At 65.7% G+C, this 17039-nt stretch carries 17 protein-coding genes; 6 read left to right on the top strand and 11 right to left on the bottom strand.

Annotated features, from left to right (window positions below; genetic code table 11):
- Nucleotides 1–105 precede the first annotated feature (105 nt).
- From FK530_RS16225 to FK530_RS16200, 6 genes are all read right to left on the bottom strand, one after another.
- Entirely contained in the window at nt 106–1527 is a 1422-nt protein-coding gene (locus FK530_RS16225; protein ID WP_146488060.1) for an FAD-dependent oxidoreductase, read from the bottom strand.
- A gap of 105 nt (nt 1528–1632) precedes the next feature.
- Complete coding sequence (locus FK530_RS16220; protein WP_068526159.1) at nt 1633–2298, bottom strand: arsenate reductase/protein-tyrosine-phosphatase family protein; 666 nt, start codon at nt 2296–2298, stop codon at nt 1633–1635.
- 43 nt (nt 2299–2341) lie between these two features.
- A complete protein-coding gene (locus tag FK530_RS16215) occupies nt 2342–2785 on the bottom strand; it encodes an arsenate-mycothiol transferase ArsC (protein WP_068526160.1) in 444 nt (147 codons plus the stop codon).
- Nucleotides 2785–3900: an ACR3 family arsenite efflux transporter gene (gene arsB / locus FK530_RS16210; protein WP_068526161.1), complete on the bottom strand. Its 1116-nt coding sequence runs from the start codon at nt 3898–3900 to the stop codon at nt 2785–2787. Before arsB ends, FK530_RS16215 begins: the two co-directional genes overlap by 1 nt.
- The gene (locus FK530_RS16205; protein ID WP_068526162.1) at nt 3897–4271 is read right to left on the bottom strand and encodes an ArsR/SmtB family transcription factor; all 375 of its coding nucleotides are present in this window, start codon (nt 4269–4271) and stop codon (nt 3897–3899) included. The genes arsB and FK530_RS16205 overlap by 4 nt, the downstream gene beginning before the upstream one ends.
- Before the next feature lie 46 nt (nt 4272–4317).
- Nucleotides 4318–4707 carry a heavy metal-responsive transcriptional regulator gene (locus FK530_RS16200; RefSeq protein WP_068526163.1) on the bottom strand — a complete coding sequence of 130 codons (390 nt, stop codon included), beginning with the start codon at nt 4705–4707 and terminating at the stop codon, nt 4318–4320.
- A 65-nt stretch (nt 4708–4772) separates the two neighbouring features.
- Here FK530_RS16200 and merA point away from each other — a divergent pair, with 65 nt between their 5' ends.
- The 3 genes from merA to FK530_RS16185 are packed head-to-tail and all read left to right on the top strand — an operon-like array spanning nt 4773 to nt 7350.
- A complete protein-coding gene (merA, locus tag FK530_RS16195; RefSeq protein ID WP_068526164.1) occupies nt 4773–6197 on the top strand; it encodes a mercury(II) reductase in 1425 nt (474 codons plus the stop codon).
- Nucleotides 6198–6235: 38 nt separating this feature from the next.
- Nucleotides 6236–6898, top strand: a complete 663-nt coding sequence (merB, locus tag FK530_RS16190; RefSeq protein ID WP_074850279.1) for an organomercurial lyase MerB — start codon at nt 6236–6238, stop codon at nt 6896–6898.
- A complete protein-coding gene (locus FK530_RS16185) occupies nt 6895–7350 on the top strand; it encodes a hypothetical protein (protein ID WP_126195754.1) in 456 nt (151 codons plus the stop codon). Before merB ends, FK530_RS16185 begins: the two co-directional genes overlap by 4 nt.
- Nucleotides 7351–7518: 168 nt before the next feature.
- On the opposite strand, the gene FK530_RS16180 is transcribed toward FK530_RS16185, so the two are convergent.
- Nucleotides 7519–7980, bottom strand: a complete 462-nt coding sequence (locus FK530_RS16180) for an ArsI/CadI family heavy metal resistance metalloenzyme (protein ID WP_068526166.1) — start codon at nt 7978–7980, stop codon at nt 7519–7521.
- Between the two features lie 95 nt (nt 7981–8075).
- Here FK530_RS16180 and FK530_RS16175 point away from each other — a divergent pair, with 95 nt between their 5' ends.
- From FK530_RS16175 to FK530_RS16165, 3 genes are all read left to right on the top strand, one after another.
- Nucleotides 8076–8429 (top strand): Rv2640c family ArsR-like transcriptional regulator, encoded by a 354-nt coding sequence (locus FK530_RS16175; RefSeq protein ID WP_068526167.1) that lies wholly within the window; start codon nt 8076–8078, stop codon nt 8427–8429.
- 364 nt (nt 8430–8793) lie between these two features.
- The gene (locus tag FK530_RS16170) at nt 8794–9105 is read left to right on the top strand and encodes an AbrB/MazE/SpoVT family DNA-binding domain-containing protein (protein ID WP_126195753.1); all 312 of its coding nucleotides are present in this window, start codon (nt 8794–8796) and stop codon (nt 9103–9105) included.
- Nucleotides 9102–9725 carry a hypothetical protein gene (locus FK530_RS16165; protein ID WP_068526169.1) on the top strand — a complete coding sequence of 208 codons (624 nt, stop codon included), beginning with the start codon at nt 9102–9104 and terminating at the stop codon, nt 9723–9725. Before FK530_RS16170 ends, FK530_RS16165 begins: the two co-directional genes overlap by 4 nt.
- On the opposite strand, the gene FK530_RS16160 is transcribed toward FK530_RS16165, so the two are convergent.
- The 4 genes from FK530_RS16160 to FK530_RS16145 form a co-directional block, all read right to left on the bottom strand.
- Nucleotides 9700–10953 carry a hypothetical protein gene (locus tag FK530_RS16160; RefSeq protein ID WP_146488059.1) on the bottom strand — a complete coding sequence of 418 codons (1254 nt, stop codon included), beginning with the start codon at nt 10951–10953 and terminating at the stop codon, nt 9700–9702. The genes FK530_RS16165 and FK530_RS16160 overlap by 26 nt on opposite strands.
- 283 nt (nt 10954–11236) lie before the next feature.
- Nucleotides 11237–13831: a TniQ family protein gene (locus tag FK530_RS16155; RefSeq protein ID WP_040765942.1), complete on the bottom strand. Its 2595-nt coding sequence runs from the start codon at nt 13829–13831 to the stop codon at nt 11237–11239.
- A complete protein-coding gene (locus FK530_RS16150; RefSeq protein ID WP_019201592.1) occupies nt 13828–14931 on the bottom strand; it encodes an AAA family ATPase in 1104 nt (367 codons plus the stop codon). Before FK530_RS16150 ends, FK530_RS16155 begins: the two co-directional genes overlap by 4 nt.
- Nucleotides 14928–17036 (bottom strand): TnsB C-terminal domain-containing protein, encoded by a 2109-nt coding sequence (locus FK530_RS16145; RefSeq protein ID WP_068526171.1) that lies wholly within the window; start codon nt 17034–17036, stop codon nt 14928–14930. The genes FK530_RS16150 and FK530_RS16145 overlap by 4 nt, the downstream gene beginning before the upstream one ends.
- Nucleotides 17037–17039: the final 3 nt, after the last annotated feature.

The following is a 17039-nucleotide window of genomic DNA, read 5'->3' as shown; positions in this document are numbered from 1 at the left end:
CTTGGTAAATCGCGAGGACCTGTGGCCCATGCTCGGGCCGCATCGCAACGATCGCCGGGTCCGCCGCTCGTGCGGCGGACCCGGTTGAGTCGTGGGGGCTGGTGGTCACCTGTTCAGGCTAAGGACGCTGCGCTGATGGTGCAGCTGGTGCTCGCGGACCCAGCTCTGGGCGGCGACCTGCACGGCGTCCCACGGGGACCCGAGGGGCGGGGTGTAGGACAGGTCGAGCTCGGAGAGGGCGTCGACGCTCATGCCGTGGTGCAGGGCGGTGGCGTAGGTGTCGACGCGCTTGGAGATCTCGGCCGTGCGGTGCCCGATGAGCTGGGCACCGAGTAGTGCGCCGGTGTTCTGGTCGCCGGTGATCCGGATGCTGATGGGGGTGGCACCCGGGTAGTAGGCCTTGTGATCGTCCGGTGTGGAGGTCGTCGACACCGGCACCCAGCCGCGGTCGGCGGCAAGGGCTTCGGTCTCTTTGAGGCCGGTGCGGGCGGCGACGAGGTCGAAGATCTTCACGACCTGGGTGCCGAGGGAGCCGGTGTAGCGGGCGGTGCCGCCGAGGGCGTTCTCGCCGGCGACGCGGCCCTGCTTGTGCGCGGTGGTGCCGAGCGGGAGCCAGGTGATGCCGAGCTGGCGGTGGTGGGTGTGCACGGCGTCGCCGGCGGCGAAGACGTCGGACAGATTGGTGCGCATCTGCTCGTCGACGGCGATCGTGTTCTTGATGCCGAGCTGCGCGCCCGCTGCGGCAGCGAGGTCGGTGTCGGGGCGCACGCCCACGACAACGAGCACGAGATCGGCGGTGAGGTGATCGCTCTGGCCGTCACTGCTGGTGGTGACGGTCAGGGCGCCGGTGTCGGTGCGGTCGACCGCGGTGACCAGGGTGTGGGTGCGGACGTCGACCCGGTTGCGGACCAGTTCATCGTGGACGAGGGCGCCGAGTTCGGGTTCGACAGTGGGGAGCACCTCAGGGAGGGCTTCGATCTGGGTGACGGTGATGCCGCGGGCAGTGAGACCTTCGGCCATTTCCAGGCCGATGTAGCCGGCGCCGATGATGATCGCGGTCTTCGGGTCCTTCGTGGTGAGGGTGTTCATCACGGCGAAGGTGTCGCCCATCGAGTGCAGCAGGTGCACGCCGTCAGCGGGGCCGAGGTGGTCGAGGCCGGTGATCGGCGGCCGCACGGACACAGCGCCGGTGCCGATGACGAGGACGTCGTAGTCGAGGTCCCGGGCGGCGCCGTCCGGGCCGGTGACGGTCAGGCGGTGTCCGGCCGGATCGATCGCGGTAGCTCTGGTGTCGGTGTGCACGGTCATGCCGGTGGCGGCGAGGTCGGCGGCGGTGCGGTGGGCGAGGTTGCTCCAGTGGGTGACCTCGCCGGAGACGTAGTACGGGATGCCGCAGATGGAGAAGTTCGGGTAGGCGTCGGCGACGACCACGGTGACCTCGCTGGTGGGGTCGAGTTCGCGGGCCCGCAGGGCGGCGGAGATCCCGGCGTCCGATCCGCCGATGGCGATGATCTTGCGTGCAGACATGGGGTGTCGGTTCCCTTCCAAGAACAGGCAAATGAGGTGTGAGCAGGCACAGCGGCACTGACGGCGGTGAGCGGGGCCGTCGAGCACGTCGATCAAAGGGGTGGGTCAGGTGATCGTGGGATGGAGCTCGGCGAGGAGGTCTTTGACGCGGCGGTCGAGGTCGTCACGGATCAGGCGGACGGTCTCGATGGGGTGGTTGTCGGGGTCGGCGACCTGCCAGTCCAGGTACCGCTTGCCCGGGTAGACCGGGCAGGCGTCGCCGCAGCCCATGGAGATCACCACGTCCGCGGCCGCGACCACGTCGTCGGTGAGAGGCTTGGGAAACTCAGCGGCCAGGTCGAGCCCGACCTCGGTCATGGCCTGCTCGACGATCGGGTTGATCACCGCAGCAGGCAGCGACCCGGCGGAGCGTACGTGCACCGCCCCGGCCGCGTGGTGTGTCAGGAGCGCGGCAGCCATCTGCGAGCGGCCCGCGTTGTGGACGCAGATGAACAGCACCTCGGGCACGGTCTTGGTGCTCGCACCGGTCGACTGCGCCAGGGCGGCGAGACGCTCGGCGGCGAACCGGCCGGCGAGAGTCACCAGGTGAGTGTGGATGCGGGCGGTGCGCCGCAGCGCGGTGTAGGACTCGAAGACGACCCGTTCGACGGTCTGCTCGGAGACGATCCCGCGGTACTGGGCGGCGAGCCGCTCCGCGGTCCGCGCCAGCAGGGCCTGGGGCATCAGCAGTTCCGGTGTTCCGGCCGACTCGGTCGTGGCGTTGGCGTTCATCCGACTTTCTCCCGCTTCTCGGGCTTCCCGGCCTGCTCGGTCGCTACCGGGTGGTGAGTTCGGCTGCCAGCGCGGTGACGCGGGCGGCGATGTCGTCGCGCACGAGGCGCATCCGCTCGATCCCGTCGATGCCCCGCTCCGACGGCTCGTCGGTATCCCAGTTGACCAACGCGACACCGTCCGGGGTGTCGACGACGGCTTCCCGGCCGAGAGTGACCACCAGGTCCACCCGGGCGAGCAGCGCCGGGTCGATCGGTTTCGGGGTCTCGCCGGTGATGTCGACACCGACCTCAGCCAGCGACTCGGCGGACAGGCCGTTGACCACGGAGCCGGGCTTGGTGCCGGCCGAGTGCACCTCGACGGCATCGCCGACGGTCTTGCGCATCAGGCCGGCGGCCATCTGGGACTTGCCGCCGTTCTTCACGCACACGAACAACACGCTCGGCGTGGCCGATTCGGTGTCGGCGGTGATCGTATTGTCGGACATCAGTTCACACTCCTGGACGGATCCGCGGTCGCGGCGGTGGAGGACGGGGTCAGCGGGAAGCGCTTGCGCAGGGCCAGCGAGACATAGACCAGGCCGACCAGGACGGGGACCTCGATGAGCGGCCCGACGACGCCCGCGAGGGCTTGGCCGGAGGTGGCGCCGTAGGTGGCGATCGCGACGGCGATGGCGAGCTCGAAGTTGTTGCCGGCGGCGGTAAACGCGAGCGTGGTGGTGCGCTCGTAGCCGAGTCCCATGACGGCGCCGAGCAGGTACCCGCCGCCCCACATCACGGCGAAGTACACCAGCAGCGGCAGGGCGATACGGGCGACGTCCCACGGGCGGGAGGTGATCTGCTCGCCCTGCAGGGCGAACAGGATGACGATGGTGAACAGCAGCCCGTAGAGGGCACATGGTCCGATCCGGGGGAGGAACTTCGTTTCGTACCAGTCGCGGCCCTTGGTCTTCTCTCCGATTCGGCGGGAGAGGTAGCCGGCGAGGAGCGGGATGCCGAGGAAGATCAGCACGGATTTGGCGATCTGCCAGGGCGAGGTGCTGATGGTGGTCTGTTCGAGGCCGAGCCAGCCGGGCAGGATCGAGAGGTAGAACCAGCCGAGGACGGCGAACATGATCACCTGGAACACCGAGTTCAGCGCCACGAGGACGGCTGCGGCTTCGCGGTCGCCGCAGGCGAGGTCGTTCCAGATGATCACCATGGCGATGCACCGGGCGAGGCCGACGATGATTAGGCCGGTGCGGTACTCGGGCAGGTCGGGCAGGAAGATCCAGGCGAGTGCGAACATCAGCGCCGGGCCCAGGATCCAGTTCAGGAAGAGGGAGCCGAGCAGGAGCTTGCGGTCGCCGGTGACGGTGTCGAGGCGGTCGTAGCGGACCTTCGCCAGCACCGGGTACATCATGATCAACAGGCCCAGGGCGATCGGCAGCGAGACACCGTCGACCTGGATCTTCTCCAGCGCGGTGTTCAGCCCGGGGATCATCCGGCCGAGCAGCAGGCCGGCGACCATGGCGACACCGATCCACACCGGCAGGAACCGGTCGAGGGTGGAGAGCTTGCCGACGACCGGCTGATGCTCAGTCGTCGGGGCGGGGCTGGTCACGAAAGAACCTCCAACGAGATGGCGGGGTCACCGGACTGCAGGATCCCGGCGAGCGAGGACAGGACTTCGGGGATGACGCGGTAGTACACCCACGAGGCGCGGCGCTCGGACTCGAGCAGGCCTGCGGTCTTGAGGACCTTGAGGTGGTGCGAGATCGTCGGTTGCGAGACGTCCACCGCCGGCGAGATGTCACACACGCAAGCCTCGCCTCCCTCGTGGCTGGCGATCAGGCTGAACAGGCGCAGCCGGACCGGGTCGGCCAGGGCCTTGAACACCGCCGCGAGGTCGACGGACTGCCCCTCCGACAGAGGCTCACGGACCAGCGGTGAGCACCGCACGGTCACATCGGTCAACGGAATCGAATTCGACACACATCAATATTGACAGATATCGATGTTGGACACAAGCGTGTCTGGGTTATAGGTAGCGACAGATATCTTCGCTAGCGCACGACTTCGGATCGGTGTGTTCGGCAGCTTGGCGTAGGTGGGTGATGTTGTCGCGCAGTGCGATCAGTTCCGCGATCTGTTGATCGAGGTGGTGGATCGACCTGTCTAGCTGGTCGCGTACGTGATCACATGGGGCTTGGCCGGTGCCGCGTATGTCGATGATTCTTTTGACTTGCGCGAGAGTGAGTGCCGCCGCCTGCCCCCTCTTGATGAATTGCACGATGCCGATGGCGTCGGGGGTGTAGTTGCGGTATCCACCGGCGGTACGTCCCGGTTCAGGGAGGAGCCCCGCTTCCTCGTAGTACCGCAGCGTCGATGGCGTGGCGCCAGATTTGCGGGCGAGTTCTCCGATCCGCATCGGGTCCTCCCTGTCCGGATTCTGGGCTTGACCTTCAAGGGTACTGGAGGGTTGATGATGGTGACATGAGTGAAGAGTTTGATCTTGCGATCGTTGGTTCGGGTGCTGCAGCGATGGCGGCGGCGATCCGCGCAACAGCCATGGGCAAGTCCGTGGTGATGATCGAGCGAGGCACTTTCGGCGGCACCTGTGTGAATACCGGTTGCGTGCCGTCGAAGGCGTTGATCGCCGCGGCGCAGGCACAGCACACGGTCTCTGATGCTGGCCGGTTCCCGGGGGTCGGTGCGACCGCCGTGCCGGTAGATATGGCCGCCCTGGCGGCGGGGACACGGCGCTTGGCAGAGTCGATGCGGTCAGAGAAGTACGTTGCCGTTGCGGACTCGTACGGCTGGCGCCGCGTCCAGGGTGCGGCCGCGTTCGCGGGAACGCGGGCAGCGCCATCGCTGGTGGTCACAGCTCCCGATGGGACTACCGAGACGATAATTGCTCGACGGTACTTGGTGGCAACAGGGGCCCAACCGTCGATTCCGTCGATTCCCGGACTCAATCTGGTCGACTACCTGACGTCGACGACCGCGATGGAGTTGACCGCAGTCCCGGAATCACTCCTAGTGATCGGCGGCGGGTTCATCGCGCTCGAGCAGGCGCAACTCTTCGCGCGACTGGGGGCGAAGGTAACCGTTTTGGTGCGGTCCAGGATCGCTTCGGCCGAAGATGCTGACGTCGCAGATGCTCTCCTGGAAGCGCTCGCTGACGAGCACATCGAGGTAGTGCAGCTCGCGACCGCGACCTCGGTCGACACCGAGGCGGGTGAGGTCGTCGTGACCGCCTCCAGCCCTGGTGGACAAGGCGACTTCCGTGCGGCGAAGCTGCTCGTCGCGACGGGCAGAACCCCGAATACTAGAGGTTTGAATCTGGAGACGGTTGGAGTCGACACGAGCACCAGCGGCGCGATCCTCGTGTCGAATCAGCTCAGAACATCAAACCCGCGTGTGTGGGCAGCGGGCGATGTGACCGGCCATCCCGAGTTCGTCTATGTCGCAGCCGCGCAAGGCACAACGGTCGCCGACAACATGTTCGGACAGACCCCGCGGTCGTTGGACTACACGCACCTGCCGCGCGTGATGTTCACCAGTCCGGCAATCGGGAGCGTCGGTATGACCGAGACGCAGGCCCTCGCAAGCGGAATCCGGTACACGAGCTCGCTTCTTCCGCTCACTCACGTACCCCGGGCCCAAGTTGACCGAGATACCCGAGGCTTCATCAAGCTCATCGCAGACTCCGATAGTCATCGAGTCCTCGGAATTTCGGCGGTCGCGAATAGTGCCGGCGAGATCGCCGCCGCTGGGGTCTACATCCTCGAAGCAAGGATGACCGTCGAGCAGGTCGCCCGGACATGGGCGCCCTACCTGACCATGGCCGAGGGCATCAAAATCGCCGCACAATCCTTCAGCACCGACATCGCCCAGCTCTCCTGCTGCGCTTCCTAATTCCTGATTCCACCGATCCGCAAGCGAAGTCCCAGACAATGACCAATCCACTCGATCGACTCATCACCCCCGAGGGGTCCGGCCTCGATCCGGCAGTCCTGGTTCCCCTACTCAGGCTCCTCTCCAAGGGAAACCCCGTCAGCGTAGAGGACTTAGCAGCTGCGGCCGGACTGTCGGAACCCGATGTACGGGAACGACTCCAATCCGTTTCCGACACCGAATACGACGATCGCGACCAAATAGTCGGGCAAGGACTGACCCTCCGTCCGACCCCGCATCGGTTCACCGTCGCAGGTCACGAACTGTTCACGTGGTGCGCACTCGACACCCTGATCTTCCCCACACTCCTAAACCAGTCAGCCACCATCGAGTCGACCTCACCCGCGAGCGGTCAAACGATCAGAATCTCTGTCACGGCAGACACCGTGACCAGCATCGAACCCGACACCGCAGTGCTATCGCTCGTCGACCCCGATGACCTCAGCTCGCTTCGAACGTCGTTCTGCAACCAAGTGCACTTCTTCGCCTCCCCACACGATGCCCAAACGTGGACGCGCGAAAATCCCGGCAACCAACTCCTCGACATCACCCACGCGCACGCCCTCGGGAAAGCTCTCGCTGAACAAGCGCTCATCAGCCCGGACACAGCCCGACAGGCCGGATGCTGCTCGCCGGATCAGCACGAAGGAACCGCCCAATGACCAACACAGTGAAATCGCCCCTCGCACGCAGGACAAGAGAGATCGGCCGATGGGGCACCGCCGCCCGGACAGTGATCGGTGCCGCTTTCGTGGGAGCCGGGATCATCATCGGACCTTCCACAATCGACCTCATCATCGCGGTCGCACTGGTCCCTGCCGCGATCACCCTCGCGGTTGTACTTCGGGGTCGTGATTCGGCACCACTGCGGGTCACAGGCGCGTGGGCCATGGCCACTAACACGCTGGTCTTCTTCGCGTTCTTCGCGCTCACCCCGCCGGCGGCAGCAACGTTCTACGGGCTTTCCATGCTGCTCGCCGCTAGCCGCGGGCTCGCAGCCTGCGAAGTGATGGCGGCATCGAACGTGATCCTCAACCGAAACGACCAAGTCGGTTGCCCTGTCTTTACCCCGATCGACCGCATCGAGGGATTCCACCCACGCGACTGCGCCTAACCGCAGATGCCTCTCCTCCAGCGCAGCCTCCGCCCAGGGGGACGCCGACCGCGAGAACCAGCCGGTACAGCGCAGTGCGGCCCGCTACTGCGTTTCGCGCCAGCGCTCTCTGGTAACCGCGTCGATGGCCGCCACCCGAAGCGGTGACGGCCATCGATCGAGGGCGGACTAGCAGCAGTTCGCCGCCGCAGGGGTGCAGCACGCGGCCGGCGTCGCTTCGGAGTCCTCGGCTGTCGTCGCCGGAGTGTGTCCGCCGTCGAAGGTCTCGGCGTCAGCGAGGACGGTGTAGACCTCCCAACGCTCGGCGTCGGGGGCGGTGACCCAGACCTTGTCCTGGGTGGCGAAGCAACAGGTGGCGCCGATCTCCTCCTCGGTGAACAGCTGCTCCTCGGTGAGGCGGGCGATCTCAGCGTGCACCTTGTCGCTGGAGTCCACCTCGACGCCGAGATGGTTGATGCTGCCGCCCTGGCCGGGGTTCTCCAGCAGGACCAGCTTGAGCGCCGGGTCGGCGACGGCGAAGTTGGCGTAACCGGGCTTGACCTTCGCCGGGCCCGTGCCGAACAGCTTGGTGTAGAACGCGATCGACTGATCGAGGTCATCGACATTGAGGGCGAGCTGGACGCGGGACATGAGAACCTCCGAGGCTTCGACATACATCTAACTGTTGCTCGTTCAGTTCTAGACCACGCTTTGACATATGTCAACGAGTAGGTAGATTGAAGCGTATGCCCAAGACGCTCCCCGTCGTCGACATCAGCGCCCCGATCTGCTGTGCTCCGCTGGCCGCCGGCGTGATGGACGAGGCCGCGGCACTCGAGCTCGCCCTGCGCCTCAAGGCCCTCGCCGACCCGGCCCGGATCCAGCTGATCTCGATCCTCATGGCCGCACGTCCAGGCGAAATCAGCACCGGCGACCTCGCCGACACGGTGGGCCTGTCGTCGGCGACCGTCAGTCACCACCTGAGCCAGCTCAAGAAGGCCGGCCTCGTCAGCTCCGAGCGGCGCGGGATCAACGTCTTCTACCGGGCCGAACCTGACTCCCTTGAAGCGCTCCGGGCCGTCCTGGCCACGTGCTGCTAGCGCGAACGCGCCTCTCGCGCGCAGGTAGTGGCTGCACGACACCGTCGCGAGGCTCCCCGGCACAGCACCAGCACGATCGCCTGCGGCAGGATCGACACGCGTGGACCACATCGAGCAGCAGCTAGAGCAACAGCTCCGCGAACGCGGCATCCCCCTCACTGCGGCTGAGTTCCTCCGCGCCGTCCTCGAAGCCCTCGACGACGGCGCTTCCGTGCCTTAGCGGGACAGCGGTCGGCACGAGGAACATGCGCTGTAATCCGCAGTACCAGTGACTGTTCGGTCCTTGACTGCTAAAATCAGCAGTATGCTTCCCACGGGTCCCCGGACGATCGACAGCTTCCGCCGGATCACCATCCCAGCGAAGGTGGCGAAGGCATCCGGAGTGCGGCAGCCTTCGTGGGTCCGGATCGGTGTCGTCGCCGACCAGAGGATCGTCGAGATCATTCCCACTCGCGGCCCGCGCGGGACGAAGCCGTCCGTACGAGGTAACCCGGATCGTCCGCGGCGGCTGCGGACGTCGCGACAGATCGCGCTGCCGGCGGCGGTCCTCGACTCGGTCGGTCTGGACATTGGGAGCGTCGTGGCGTTCCTGGCCCTGGAGGACCGCATTCATCTGTTCGCCGCGTCGCGGGTCATCGCGCCGGAGCCCGCGCCCGTGGGAGAGGAAGACCAGTGACGGCGCGGCGACGTACCCGGTCAATCCACGCAGAGGCGGGTCAGCTCCCCCTGTTCGACGTCCCTGCCGTCGCGCCGGCGGATCTGGTCGACGCGGCCGTGGTCGCGGCTGCGGAGCTCGTCCTCGATAGCTCGGTGTCGGTGTTGCCGCGGACCGAACTGTCGGGGCTTCGCGGGTATCCGGTGGTCCGATGGTCGTCGACCGTCGCCGAACGGATGTCGTCCGGGGCGGGACCGATGCTCGACGCGCAGGTCCTCGAGCTGTGGGAGATGTGCCCGGCGGAGGGCGCGGGGGCGCCGCCGGCGGCGCCGTTGAGCATCGTCGGGTTCGTCGCCACCGGGCAGTGGAAGAGGGCCCTGTATGTCGCCAGTGAGCTTCGCGGGTTCGGCGAGACCGTGGTGCTGACCGAGCGGCGGCCCACGGCGCTGAGCTTGACGGCGGCGGACCTCGCCGACGTGAGCGTGGTGCATACCTCTCACGCCGGCGAGGAACTACTGGTGCGGGGATCGAAGGTTGCCGATCCTCCGCGGATCGTCGCGGTGCGGTACTGGGAGGAGCGGCTATTCGCTCACGCCCTCGCGACAGGGGTGCCGATCACGCCGCAGCCGGCTCCGGCGTAGCGCCGATCCAGGCGGACAGGGCGCGTTTGCGCTTCCAGTCCCCGCCGGTGAGCTTCTCGATCTCGATGTTGCTCTCGTGGGCGGCCTCGCACATCGCCGTCCACGCCTGCGGGCCGTTGTGGGCGGCGATAGCGGTGGCCAAACCGCGACCGAGCATCGCGACCGCGGAGACCGAATGCGAGAACGCTGCTGCCTTCGGGATGTCAGCCGTGCGGATCCAGGTCAGGTCCCGTCCACCGCAGAGTGCGCAGTCGCAGCACCACGCGGCGTGGGACTTGTCCTTGAGGTAATGCCGCTCGAACGCGGTCAGCGACGTGTACGCGAGAAGCTCCGGGAGGATGAACGACACCGACCCGCTGGTGCCGCCCCCGCCGATGTCGGGGTAGATGTGCCGGTAGGTGGTCGATGACCCCATCGCCGCGCCTGCGGCGCCGTACGCCAGCGCCCCCAACCCCGCCGTGTCACTGCGCAGGAGCAGCACCGGGACATCTGCGGTGAGGACGTGCACCAGCCCGGTCACGACGTTGGTCCGGTCGAACGGGTCGTCGGTGTCTTCGACCATCAACGCCACGGGGATGCCGTGCGCGTTGATCTCAGACCGGAGCGAATCGGCGGCGTGCGAAAGCCACCAGCTCGCGATCGGCAGCGCCGCAATCACCTGTCCACCGAAGCGGGCCGCCGTCTTCAGGGTGGTCCGCAGCCCAGCGGTGTCGCCCTTGGCCACATAGCCGGAATCGGTCAATGCCCACGTCAGGCCCGCGCTACGTTGCACGGTGATCCAGTCGCGGGTCGGCTCCGCCGTCGCCACCTTCCGCTGCCGGCCGCTGTAGAGGTTCGCGTCGAGCAGCAACGCTGCTTCGGGGCACTTCTTGCGGGTCTGATCCGCCGCGGTCCTCGCCACCGCGGAGCGGTGGGTCCGGGACTGCCACGGCACGGAGTAGACCGCGCCGACACCTTCCGACGCGATCAGCGCGCGAGTCGGGTCGATCAAGGTCGTCGGGACCTGAACGAACAGGTCCGTCGACATGCCCTCGAGCCGGTGCTGCCCGACCTGGATGGGCCGGGCACCTCCAGCCCGTTCAGTGCTGGTGGTATCGGTTGTGCGATCAGAGTCGCGACTGTCGTTGGTCAACGGTGCCTCCTCAAGGCAGTGTGGATGAGCCACCACGCCAAGGTCCGCATCGCTCGCCCACACCAGCGTTCCGGTGTTTGGCGAACCCGCGCACACCGTCTACCATCGGAGGCGTCATCCAAAGACATTCGCAACGGTCACGGTATCGAGGGGCGAACCCTCGGAGTGGTGATTCGGTTGTTCAGCTGAGCCCGGTTCGTCGGCAAACGAGCCGGGCTTAGCTGTCTCTATTCTAGAGCCTCACCATGACAGGTTCCGGGACGTGGAATCGCGGTTCGCTCCTGACCCTACCGACGCGACGACGTGCGTGGAGGCTAGGGCATTCCGAACCACGTCTTCACCACCTGAGAGGCCAGGTTCAGGAACTTGGTGCACCGTTTTACCCACCGGGAGACTCGCTAGCAGTTCCGTCCAGCTTTCGAATGGCGTCGATCACCCTCCGTCCGTGGGCGGTCAGGGTCATAGGGCGATTGCGCTCGGCACGGTCGAACAGAGCTCCGCCGGTCTCGCGTTCGAGCCGGAGAAACTGGTTCGTGAGGGTTGCCTGGCTGGTTCCTAACGCGTGTGCAGCCTCGGTCAGCGTGGGGAATCGCGATGCTGCTTTCGCCCGTTCCAGTCGGTCGCGCCCGCCCTGGGCCGCAACAGCTGTGCGCAAGATCGGCGGCACCGTTTTCGCGGCGGCCGCGGCGTCGAGGGCCGCGGTGTGACTGGGTCCGCCGCGGGGTCTCATCGGAATCTCGTGTTTGTTCGCCCACCGAGCCAGGTTCGCCGTGCTCATGCCCAGTTCTCGGGCTATGTCAGGGAGGGCCCTGCTGTTGGTGACATATTGCTGGTAGAGCCAGTCGCGGTCGATGATGATCTTCGCGCGCTCGGTAGCGGGGATCGTCGGGATCTCGTATTCGGTGAGGAGTCGACGGATCACCTGACGACTGACTCCAATACGGTTAGCGATCTGTCGCAAGGTGAGGCGATCGTGATGATAGAGCTGGGTCAAAGCCTCCGGGGGGAGCTGCGTTCGAGCGCTGGCGTACTTCCGGCGGCCGGTATCGACTGGGAGGGGATTGACGATCAGCTCAAGGCGAACCGCCTCGCCAGTGGTGCCGAGGTCGCGGGCGGCGGCGCCGATGGGAAGGTCGCGTTCTCGGATGAGCTTTCGAAGGCGATCACGGTCGATCAGTCCTGGTCGCGGGCCAGGGAGGTCGAGACCAGCGAGGAGCTCAATTGGCGGCTCCCAGGCAATTGGTTCCTCATCGATGCCCGCGGCGTCCAAGAACACCCGTGCGTGGTTGATCAGCTCGTCCCGAAGGCCGGGTGTCAGATCGCGGGGAAACGCGGCGATCTTAGCGAGCAAGTCTGCGGACCCGTCAACCGTGGGGACGCCTGTGAGCTCCTCGCGAAGAAACGCCCGAACAACAGCCGCCCGGGCGGAGCCGCCCTGTGACGGCGTTCCGGTGCGGTGGCAGATCTGCCTCCACTCATCGTCCGGAAGCAAACCGGTGCAATCGAGTGCCCGTCGGCGCTGATAGTCGATCGGTACGCCGCGCTCGACAACGTAATCGGCAACGCGTGTCAGACCCGCGCACACATCGCTCCAGTGTTGATCGGACTCCAGAATCTGTAGGAATCGGGATAGGGCATGGCCAGCCAGGTGACCTCCGACCTGCTGACCAGCGGCCGTCAGATTCAACCGAGTGCCCACCAACTGTAAGGCCGCAGACAATGCCAGGCGCATCATTGTGCGCCTCGCCGCCGGGACCGTGAAGGGCAAACTGATTCCGGCCCAAAATTGCGTCGGCGTGTGACGCGCTAGTAGCTCTGCGCGCCCACTGGTCACCAAGGTGGGAAGGTCGGAGTGAGTGCGGTAGCGAAGTTGGTCGGACGGGTCGAGCATCGGGGATAGCGCGGCGAGCTGGACACCGGTCAGGATTGGTGAGATTCGCGTCCCCCAGCCGATGTTCGTCGGTTGAACACTGAGGCCTGTCTCCCGGGCCGAGGTCACTAACCATCGCAGGCGATCAGCTGCGGCTGCGAGGTCCGAGCAGTGCAGAACGTCGATCGCGGCACTGACGCCAATCGCAGCTGTGACGGCTCTCGCTGGCGCTTCGAGGGCCGGCTTCGTGCGGCTCTGTCGGACTTGTCCGGATCGTGCACCACCTTGTTCATCGACTGCCCGGTACTCAACCGCCAGTTCGGGTCCCACTCGCGCTAAGAGCTCTTCGTCGGTGGCGTAGGACAGTACTCGGCCGCCGATGGCGCGAATGTCGGCAAGCACAGAAGCCGCAGGCTGTGGAAGGCGCGCGTAGACCCCGAACCGCACGACTCCGTCGTCGATGATTCGATCGATGAGGGCCTGTGCCCGAAGAGCGGGGTGCGCACCAGGAAGGTCGAGGACCTCGGCAGCCGTGAGATCGGCGCCGCACCGTCGGGCCTCCCGTCCAATGCCTCCTTCCTGCGCCGGCGATGCACATCGGCCGGGGATCGGGGTGCAGTGGCCCGGGAGCGGGCGGCGGCGTGGAATTCTATGGCAGCGAGGGCATTCGTCGGACAGCAAACAACGATGGTCGGTGCAGGCAAACGCCCAGCCGAGTCGCCATTCGAGCTTCCATCGGCCGCCGTTGCTTCGGAGGCAGTGCGGGCAGAAGCGGGATCCGGTGCGGCGGGTCCATGCCACTTCGCGGCGCAAACTCCGCGACTGCGAGTCGATGCGCACCGCGGTCCCGTCGAACCGGGTGAGGGTCATCATCGAAAATTCGACGTCGCTGCCCGTGGCGGCACACAGGCTGGCTACTTCGGCCTCGCTGAGTGCGATCGTCCAGGGCGGGTACCCAAGACCTGCAGGCGCAGGTATGTCGACTGCGTCGAGAAGGTCTCCCCACGCTGAGTCGGCGCGGAAGGCGATCGCTTCGAGCCAGGAATCGATCGCTTCGCCCGGCACCGGGTCCACCCTGAAGGGAAGCGAACGTGGCACTGTCATCCGGCCCTGCCGATGCGAGTTCTCAGGCAGCCGTTGTCGAATGCCAGGCGCAGTTCTTCGCGAGCCTTCTCCGATGCCTCGTCGATCTTGACCCGATCGAGCAGTTCCTCGTCGAGGCGCTCATACCCAGTCCGGACCGCGCGCTGACATCCCCGGTTGATCAGGGTCATCAGTGAGCCGATCTGGCCGGTACACCGGGCATACAGGTAGTCAGAGAGATCGTCGGCGATCATGCCCGGATACTTTTCGGCCAGAACCACCCGCTGCTCGATCGCCTTGAGCGTCTGACGCCATGCCCGGCGCCCAGCATCATTGGTGACACCGAAAGGATCCATTGTCAGCCGCGTTGTACGCCGGCCGGTCTGCGCGAGAAGAGCATCTCGGTCACTACTGCCCTCGGAGAACAGTCCCCGCGCCTCCAAACCGACGCCAGCGAAGATCACCGTCAACGGGAACTCGTTGGCGATGTACTTGAAGTGGTTGCTGACCTCGACACCGGAGGTGGACTGCAGCCGCAGGAAGTGCAGATCATCGACGATGAGGATCTTCGTTTCGCATGCCAGCACGCAGTCCAGGGCTCGGTGGGCGAAGTCGGCGGCGTTGCCGCGGCGGCCGCCTGGGTGGGCGTAGAACGCGAGCATCGCCCGGTTGAACTCGCGTAGGCCAGTGTTGCCGGTCAGTCCCACCCGGCACACCGGCCACCGTTCATGACCTTCCTCGGTCGTAGTGCCGTTCTCGGCTACTTCGCGGCGGTGGAACGCGCGGGCGAAGCTCAATACCGCGGTGGTCTTCCCTAGTCCGGGTACTGCGTCGATCGCAACGGCGCCTTTCGGTTTGTCTCCGTCCTGGGCGTTGGAGTCGATGACATCCCAGAGGTTTTCGTGCACCTCGACCAGCTGTCTGGTCTTGAGGGGCCCGAGGTTCGCGTGCCACTCGCGGCGCTCACGGTCGTAGTCGGTGCGCTCCTTGTCGGTCAGTCTGTCGAGTTCATCGCGGTTCAACGCCTCCGGTGGAACACGTGCGGGGGTGTTGACGAACTTCTGCCACCCTTCCTTTCGGGCGAGGGTCAGATTGTCGAGTGTCGCGGCGGTTTCGGTCATACGTCCTCCAGCGCGTCGGAGTAGAAGTCATCGATGTTTTCCTGGTCGAATCGATCGTCGTCACCTTCCTCGCCGGCGTAGTCGAGACCGCGATCAATCGCGGTGTCCTCTGCTTGCACATCGCTTTCGTCCTGGTCGGGAGCGAGCACGCGGGCGACCGACGGCAGTCGATCCACACGCGCTTCGCCCTGCGGTCGCTGCGACAGTTCGGTCTCGCGTGACATTCTCAATGCAATGCGCCGTTCCACTCGGGTCGAGCCCAGGCCGATGTTCCACCGCTCCAACAAGTCAGCTACCGCAAGGCGGTCGTTGGGGAATCGGTACTTCGATGCTGCTAGCTTCCTTGCGTAGAGCAGTGCATCCTCGCTGAACGGCATATCGATCGACGGTGCGTGCTCCCACACCAATGTGTGCCAGGTCCGCTCATCTGGGCGCCGGAAGTACACCTTGGTGATGTCGTCGGGATCGCAGTGGATCGGCCATCGTCCCTTGGCCTCGCCGGTGAACCGGCTCGCGAGGTTACGGTAGCCGTTGAGCCCGTCTCCGTTGTAGCGGCGGCCTCCGATCTCGACACCGTAGTGAAGAATTTTCCGCCATACCGGCTTGAGGAACTCGAATGCCAGGTCCGGATCGCGAGGCGCCTCAATGTATCCGGCGCGAGAAACACCGTGCTCGAACATCGCGGCGGGCGACATACGTAAGCCCGGAACTCGCGGGTCGAGCAGGCTCGAATGCTGGCGGTGGTGGTAGACCTGCGCAACCCACTCGCGGATGATGCTTTCGAGCTCGTCGATGTAGAAGAACGCTCCGCCCTCAGGATCCTCGCCGCGCGAGTGGACATCAGGTCCCTTGTACCCCGGCAAGGCCTGGAGGAGATCTTCACGAATAGTACGAAAGAACCGCTCAACTGGCCCTTTGTCGCGGCCGGTTCGGAGCCGAGCTGGCTGCACCGAAATCCCGAAGCGCTGGCACACACTCATCACGTGGTTCGAGAGGTAGACCTTGCCATGGTCCACGACCAGTGTCTCAGGGACAATAGCTGGTCCAGCGGCCGCATCCGCTGGCCGCTCCGCGGTGACATCTACAAGTACCGACCGCGGTACTCCGTGAGCTGGCCACACCGCGTATTCCGGCCAGTCCGCGCCGGCCGGACGTGGGCTGAAAACCTCGTACATCACGGTCGCTACATCAACCGATTTCGTGGAAACCGGGGTCAATCGCAACCCGGTGATGCAGCGGGTGTACCAGTCCATCGCGACGGTCAGTTCGACCTGCACCCATCGCAGCGTCAGAGGATCGAGCCCGAAGACATCGAGCCTGGTTGTGTCCATCAGCATGTACTCGCCAGGCCGAGTTGGACGGAGCTTGCCGTACACGCCTTCTGGCCGCTCAGCGATGTCGCGATTTCGCTTGGCAGACAGTCGAAATGTGGGATAGCGCTGTTCCAGATACTCGAGAACGCGGAAAGCATTTGTCCGAGACGGGATGGCGACGACCCCTTCTCCGAATCGCGCCAAGACCCGTGCCTCCGCGCGTGCCATCACCATCGTGCGGGACGGTTTCGACTCGGTGGCGTGCTCAACCATGACTTCGACAGCTGTGTCTAACCACCGCCGATCGACAGACGGGAAGGGCTCCGCCTCTCTCGTACGTCGCGCGTCTACCAGGCCTGCGGGCCCTTCAGTGCGGAACTTGGACACCCACCGCTCCACAGATCGCAAGCCGACGCCCAGTTCGCGCGCCTTCGCTGCGTAGCGGTCAGTGAGCGGGCGGTCGCCGGAAAACTCCGGCCTGGGCTCCCCCTTGCTCGCAGTCTCCGCGCTGCCAGATCTGTACCCGGTAAGAATCTCGCGTACGTGCCCCGCGCGTTCCGTCACCTTCTGAAGCTCTGCCGCGGACAACTCACCGAAGATGACGCCTGCAGGCTCGGTTGCATCAGTGCTCGAAACGCCAGGGCCGGTCGGGAGGACCCGACCCCGGACCGAAGACAGCAACTCCGCGAGGCCAACTCGCATGTACTGCCCTGCAGCGCTTTTCCCCAGCACATCGACGACGCCCTTAGCCGTGGCGAGCTCCACGATCTCGAACGCCTCGCCGTCGTACATGTA

The organism is Tsukamurella conjunctivitidis, assembly GCF_007858475.1.
In the GTDB taxonomy this organism is placed as follows: domain Bacteria; phylum Actinomycetota; class Actinomycetes; order Mycobacteriales; family Mycobacteriaceae; genus Tsukamurella; species Tsukamurella conjunctivitidis.
The sequence above is the reverse complement of the archived record's forward strand: the minus strand, read 5'-3'. Positions and strand labels throughout refer to the sequence as shown.

Excerpts from the sequence above, each read along its gene's own strand:
- FK530_RS16225 (WP_146488060.1), bottom strand. The coding sequence starts at position 1,527 with ATGTCTGCACGCAAGATCATCGCCATCGGCGGATCGGACGCCGGGATC.
- FK530_RS16220 (WP_068526159.1), bottom strand. The coding sequence starts at position 2,298 with ATGAACGCCAACGCCACGACCGAGTCGGCCGGAACACCGGAACTGCTG.
- FK530_RS16215 (WP_068526160.1), bottom strand. The coding sequence starts at position 2,785 with ATGTCCGACAATACGATCACCGCCGACACCGAATCGGCCACGCCGAGC.
- FK530_RS16200 (WP_068526163.1), bottom strand. The coding sequence starts at position 4,707 with ATGCGGATCGGAGAACTCGCCCGCAAATCTGGCGCCACGCCATCGACG.
- merA (WP_068526164.1), top strand. The coding sequence starts at position 4,773 with ATGAGTGAAGAGTTTGATCTTGCGATCGTTGGTTCGGGTGCTGCAGCG.
- merB (WP_074850279.1), top strand. The coding sequence starts at position 6,236 with ATGACCAATCCACTCGATCGACTCATCACCCCCGAGGGGTCCGGCCTC.
- FK530_RS16185 (WP_126195754.1), top strand. The coding sequence starts at position 6,895 with ATGACCAACACAGTGAAATCGCCCCTCGCACGCAGGACAAGAGAGATC.
- FK530_RS16180 (WP_068526166.1), bottom strand. The coding sequence starts at position 7,980 with ATGTCCCGCGTCCAGCTCGCCCTCAATGTCGATGACCTCGATCAGTCG.
- FK530_RS16175 (WP_068526167.1), top strand. The coding sequence starts at position 8,076 with ATGCCCAAGACGCTCCCCGTCGTCGACATCAGCGCCCCGATCTGCTGT.
- FK530_RS16155 (WP_040765942.1), bottom strand. The coding sequence starts at position 13,831 with ATGACAGTGCCACGTTCGCTTCCCTTCAGGGTGGACCCGGTGCCGGGC.
- FK530_RS16150 (WP_019201592.1), bottom strand. The coding sequence starts at position 14,931 with ATGACCGAAACCGCCGCGACACTCGACAATCTGACCCTCGCCCGAAAG.
- FK530_RS16145 (WP_068526171.1), bottom strand. The coding sequence starts at position 17,036 with ATGTACGACGGCGAGGCGTTCGAGATCGTGGAGCTCGCCACGGCTAAG.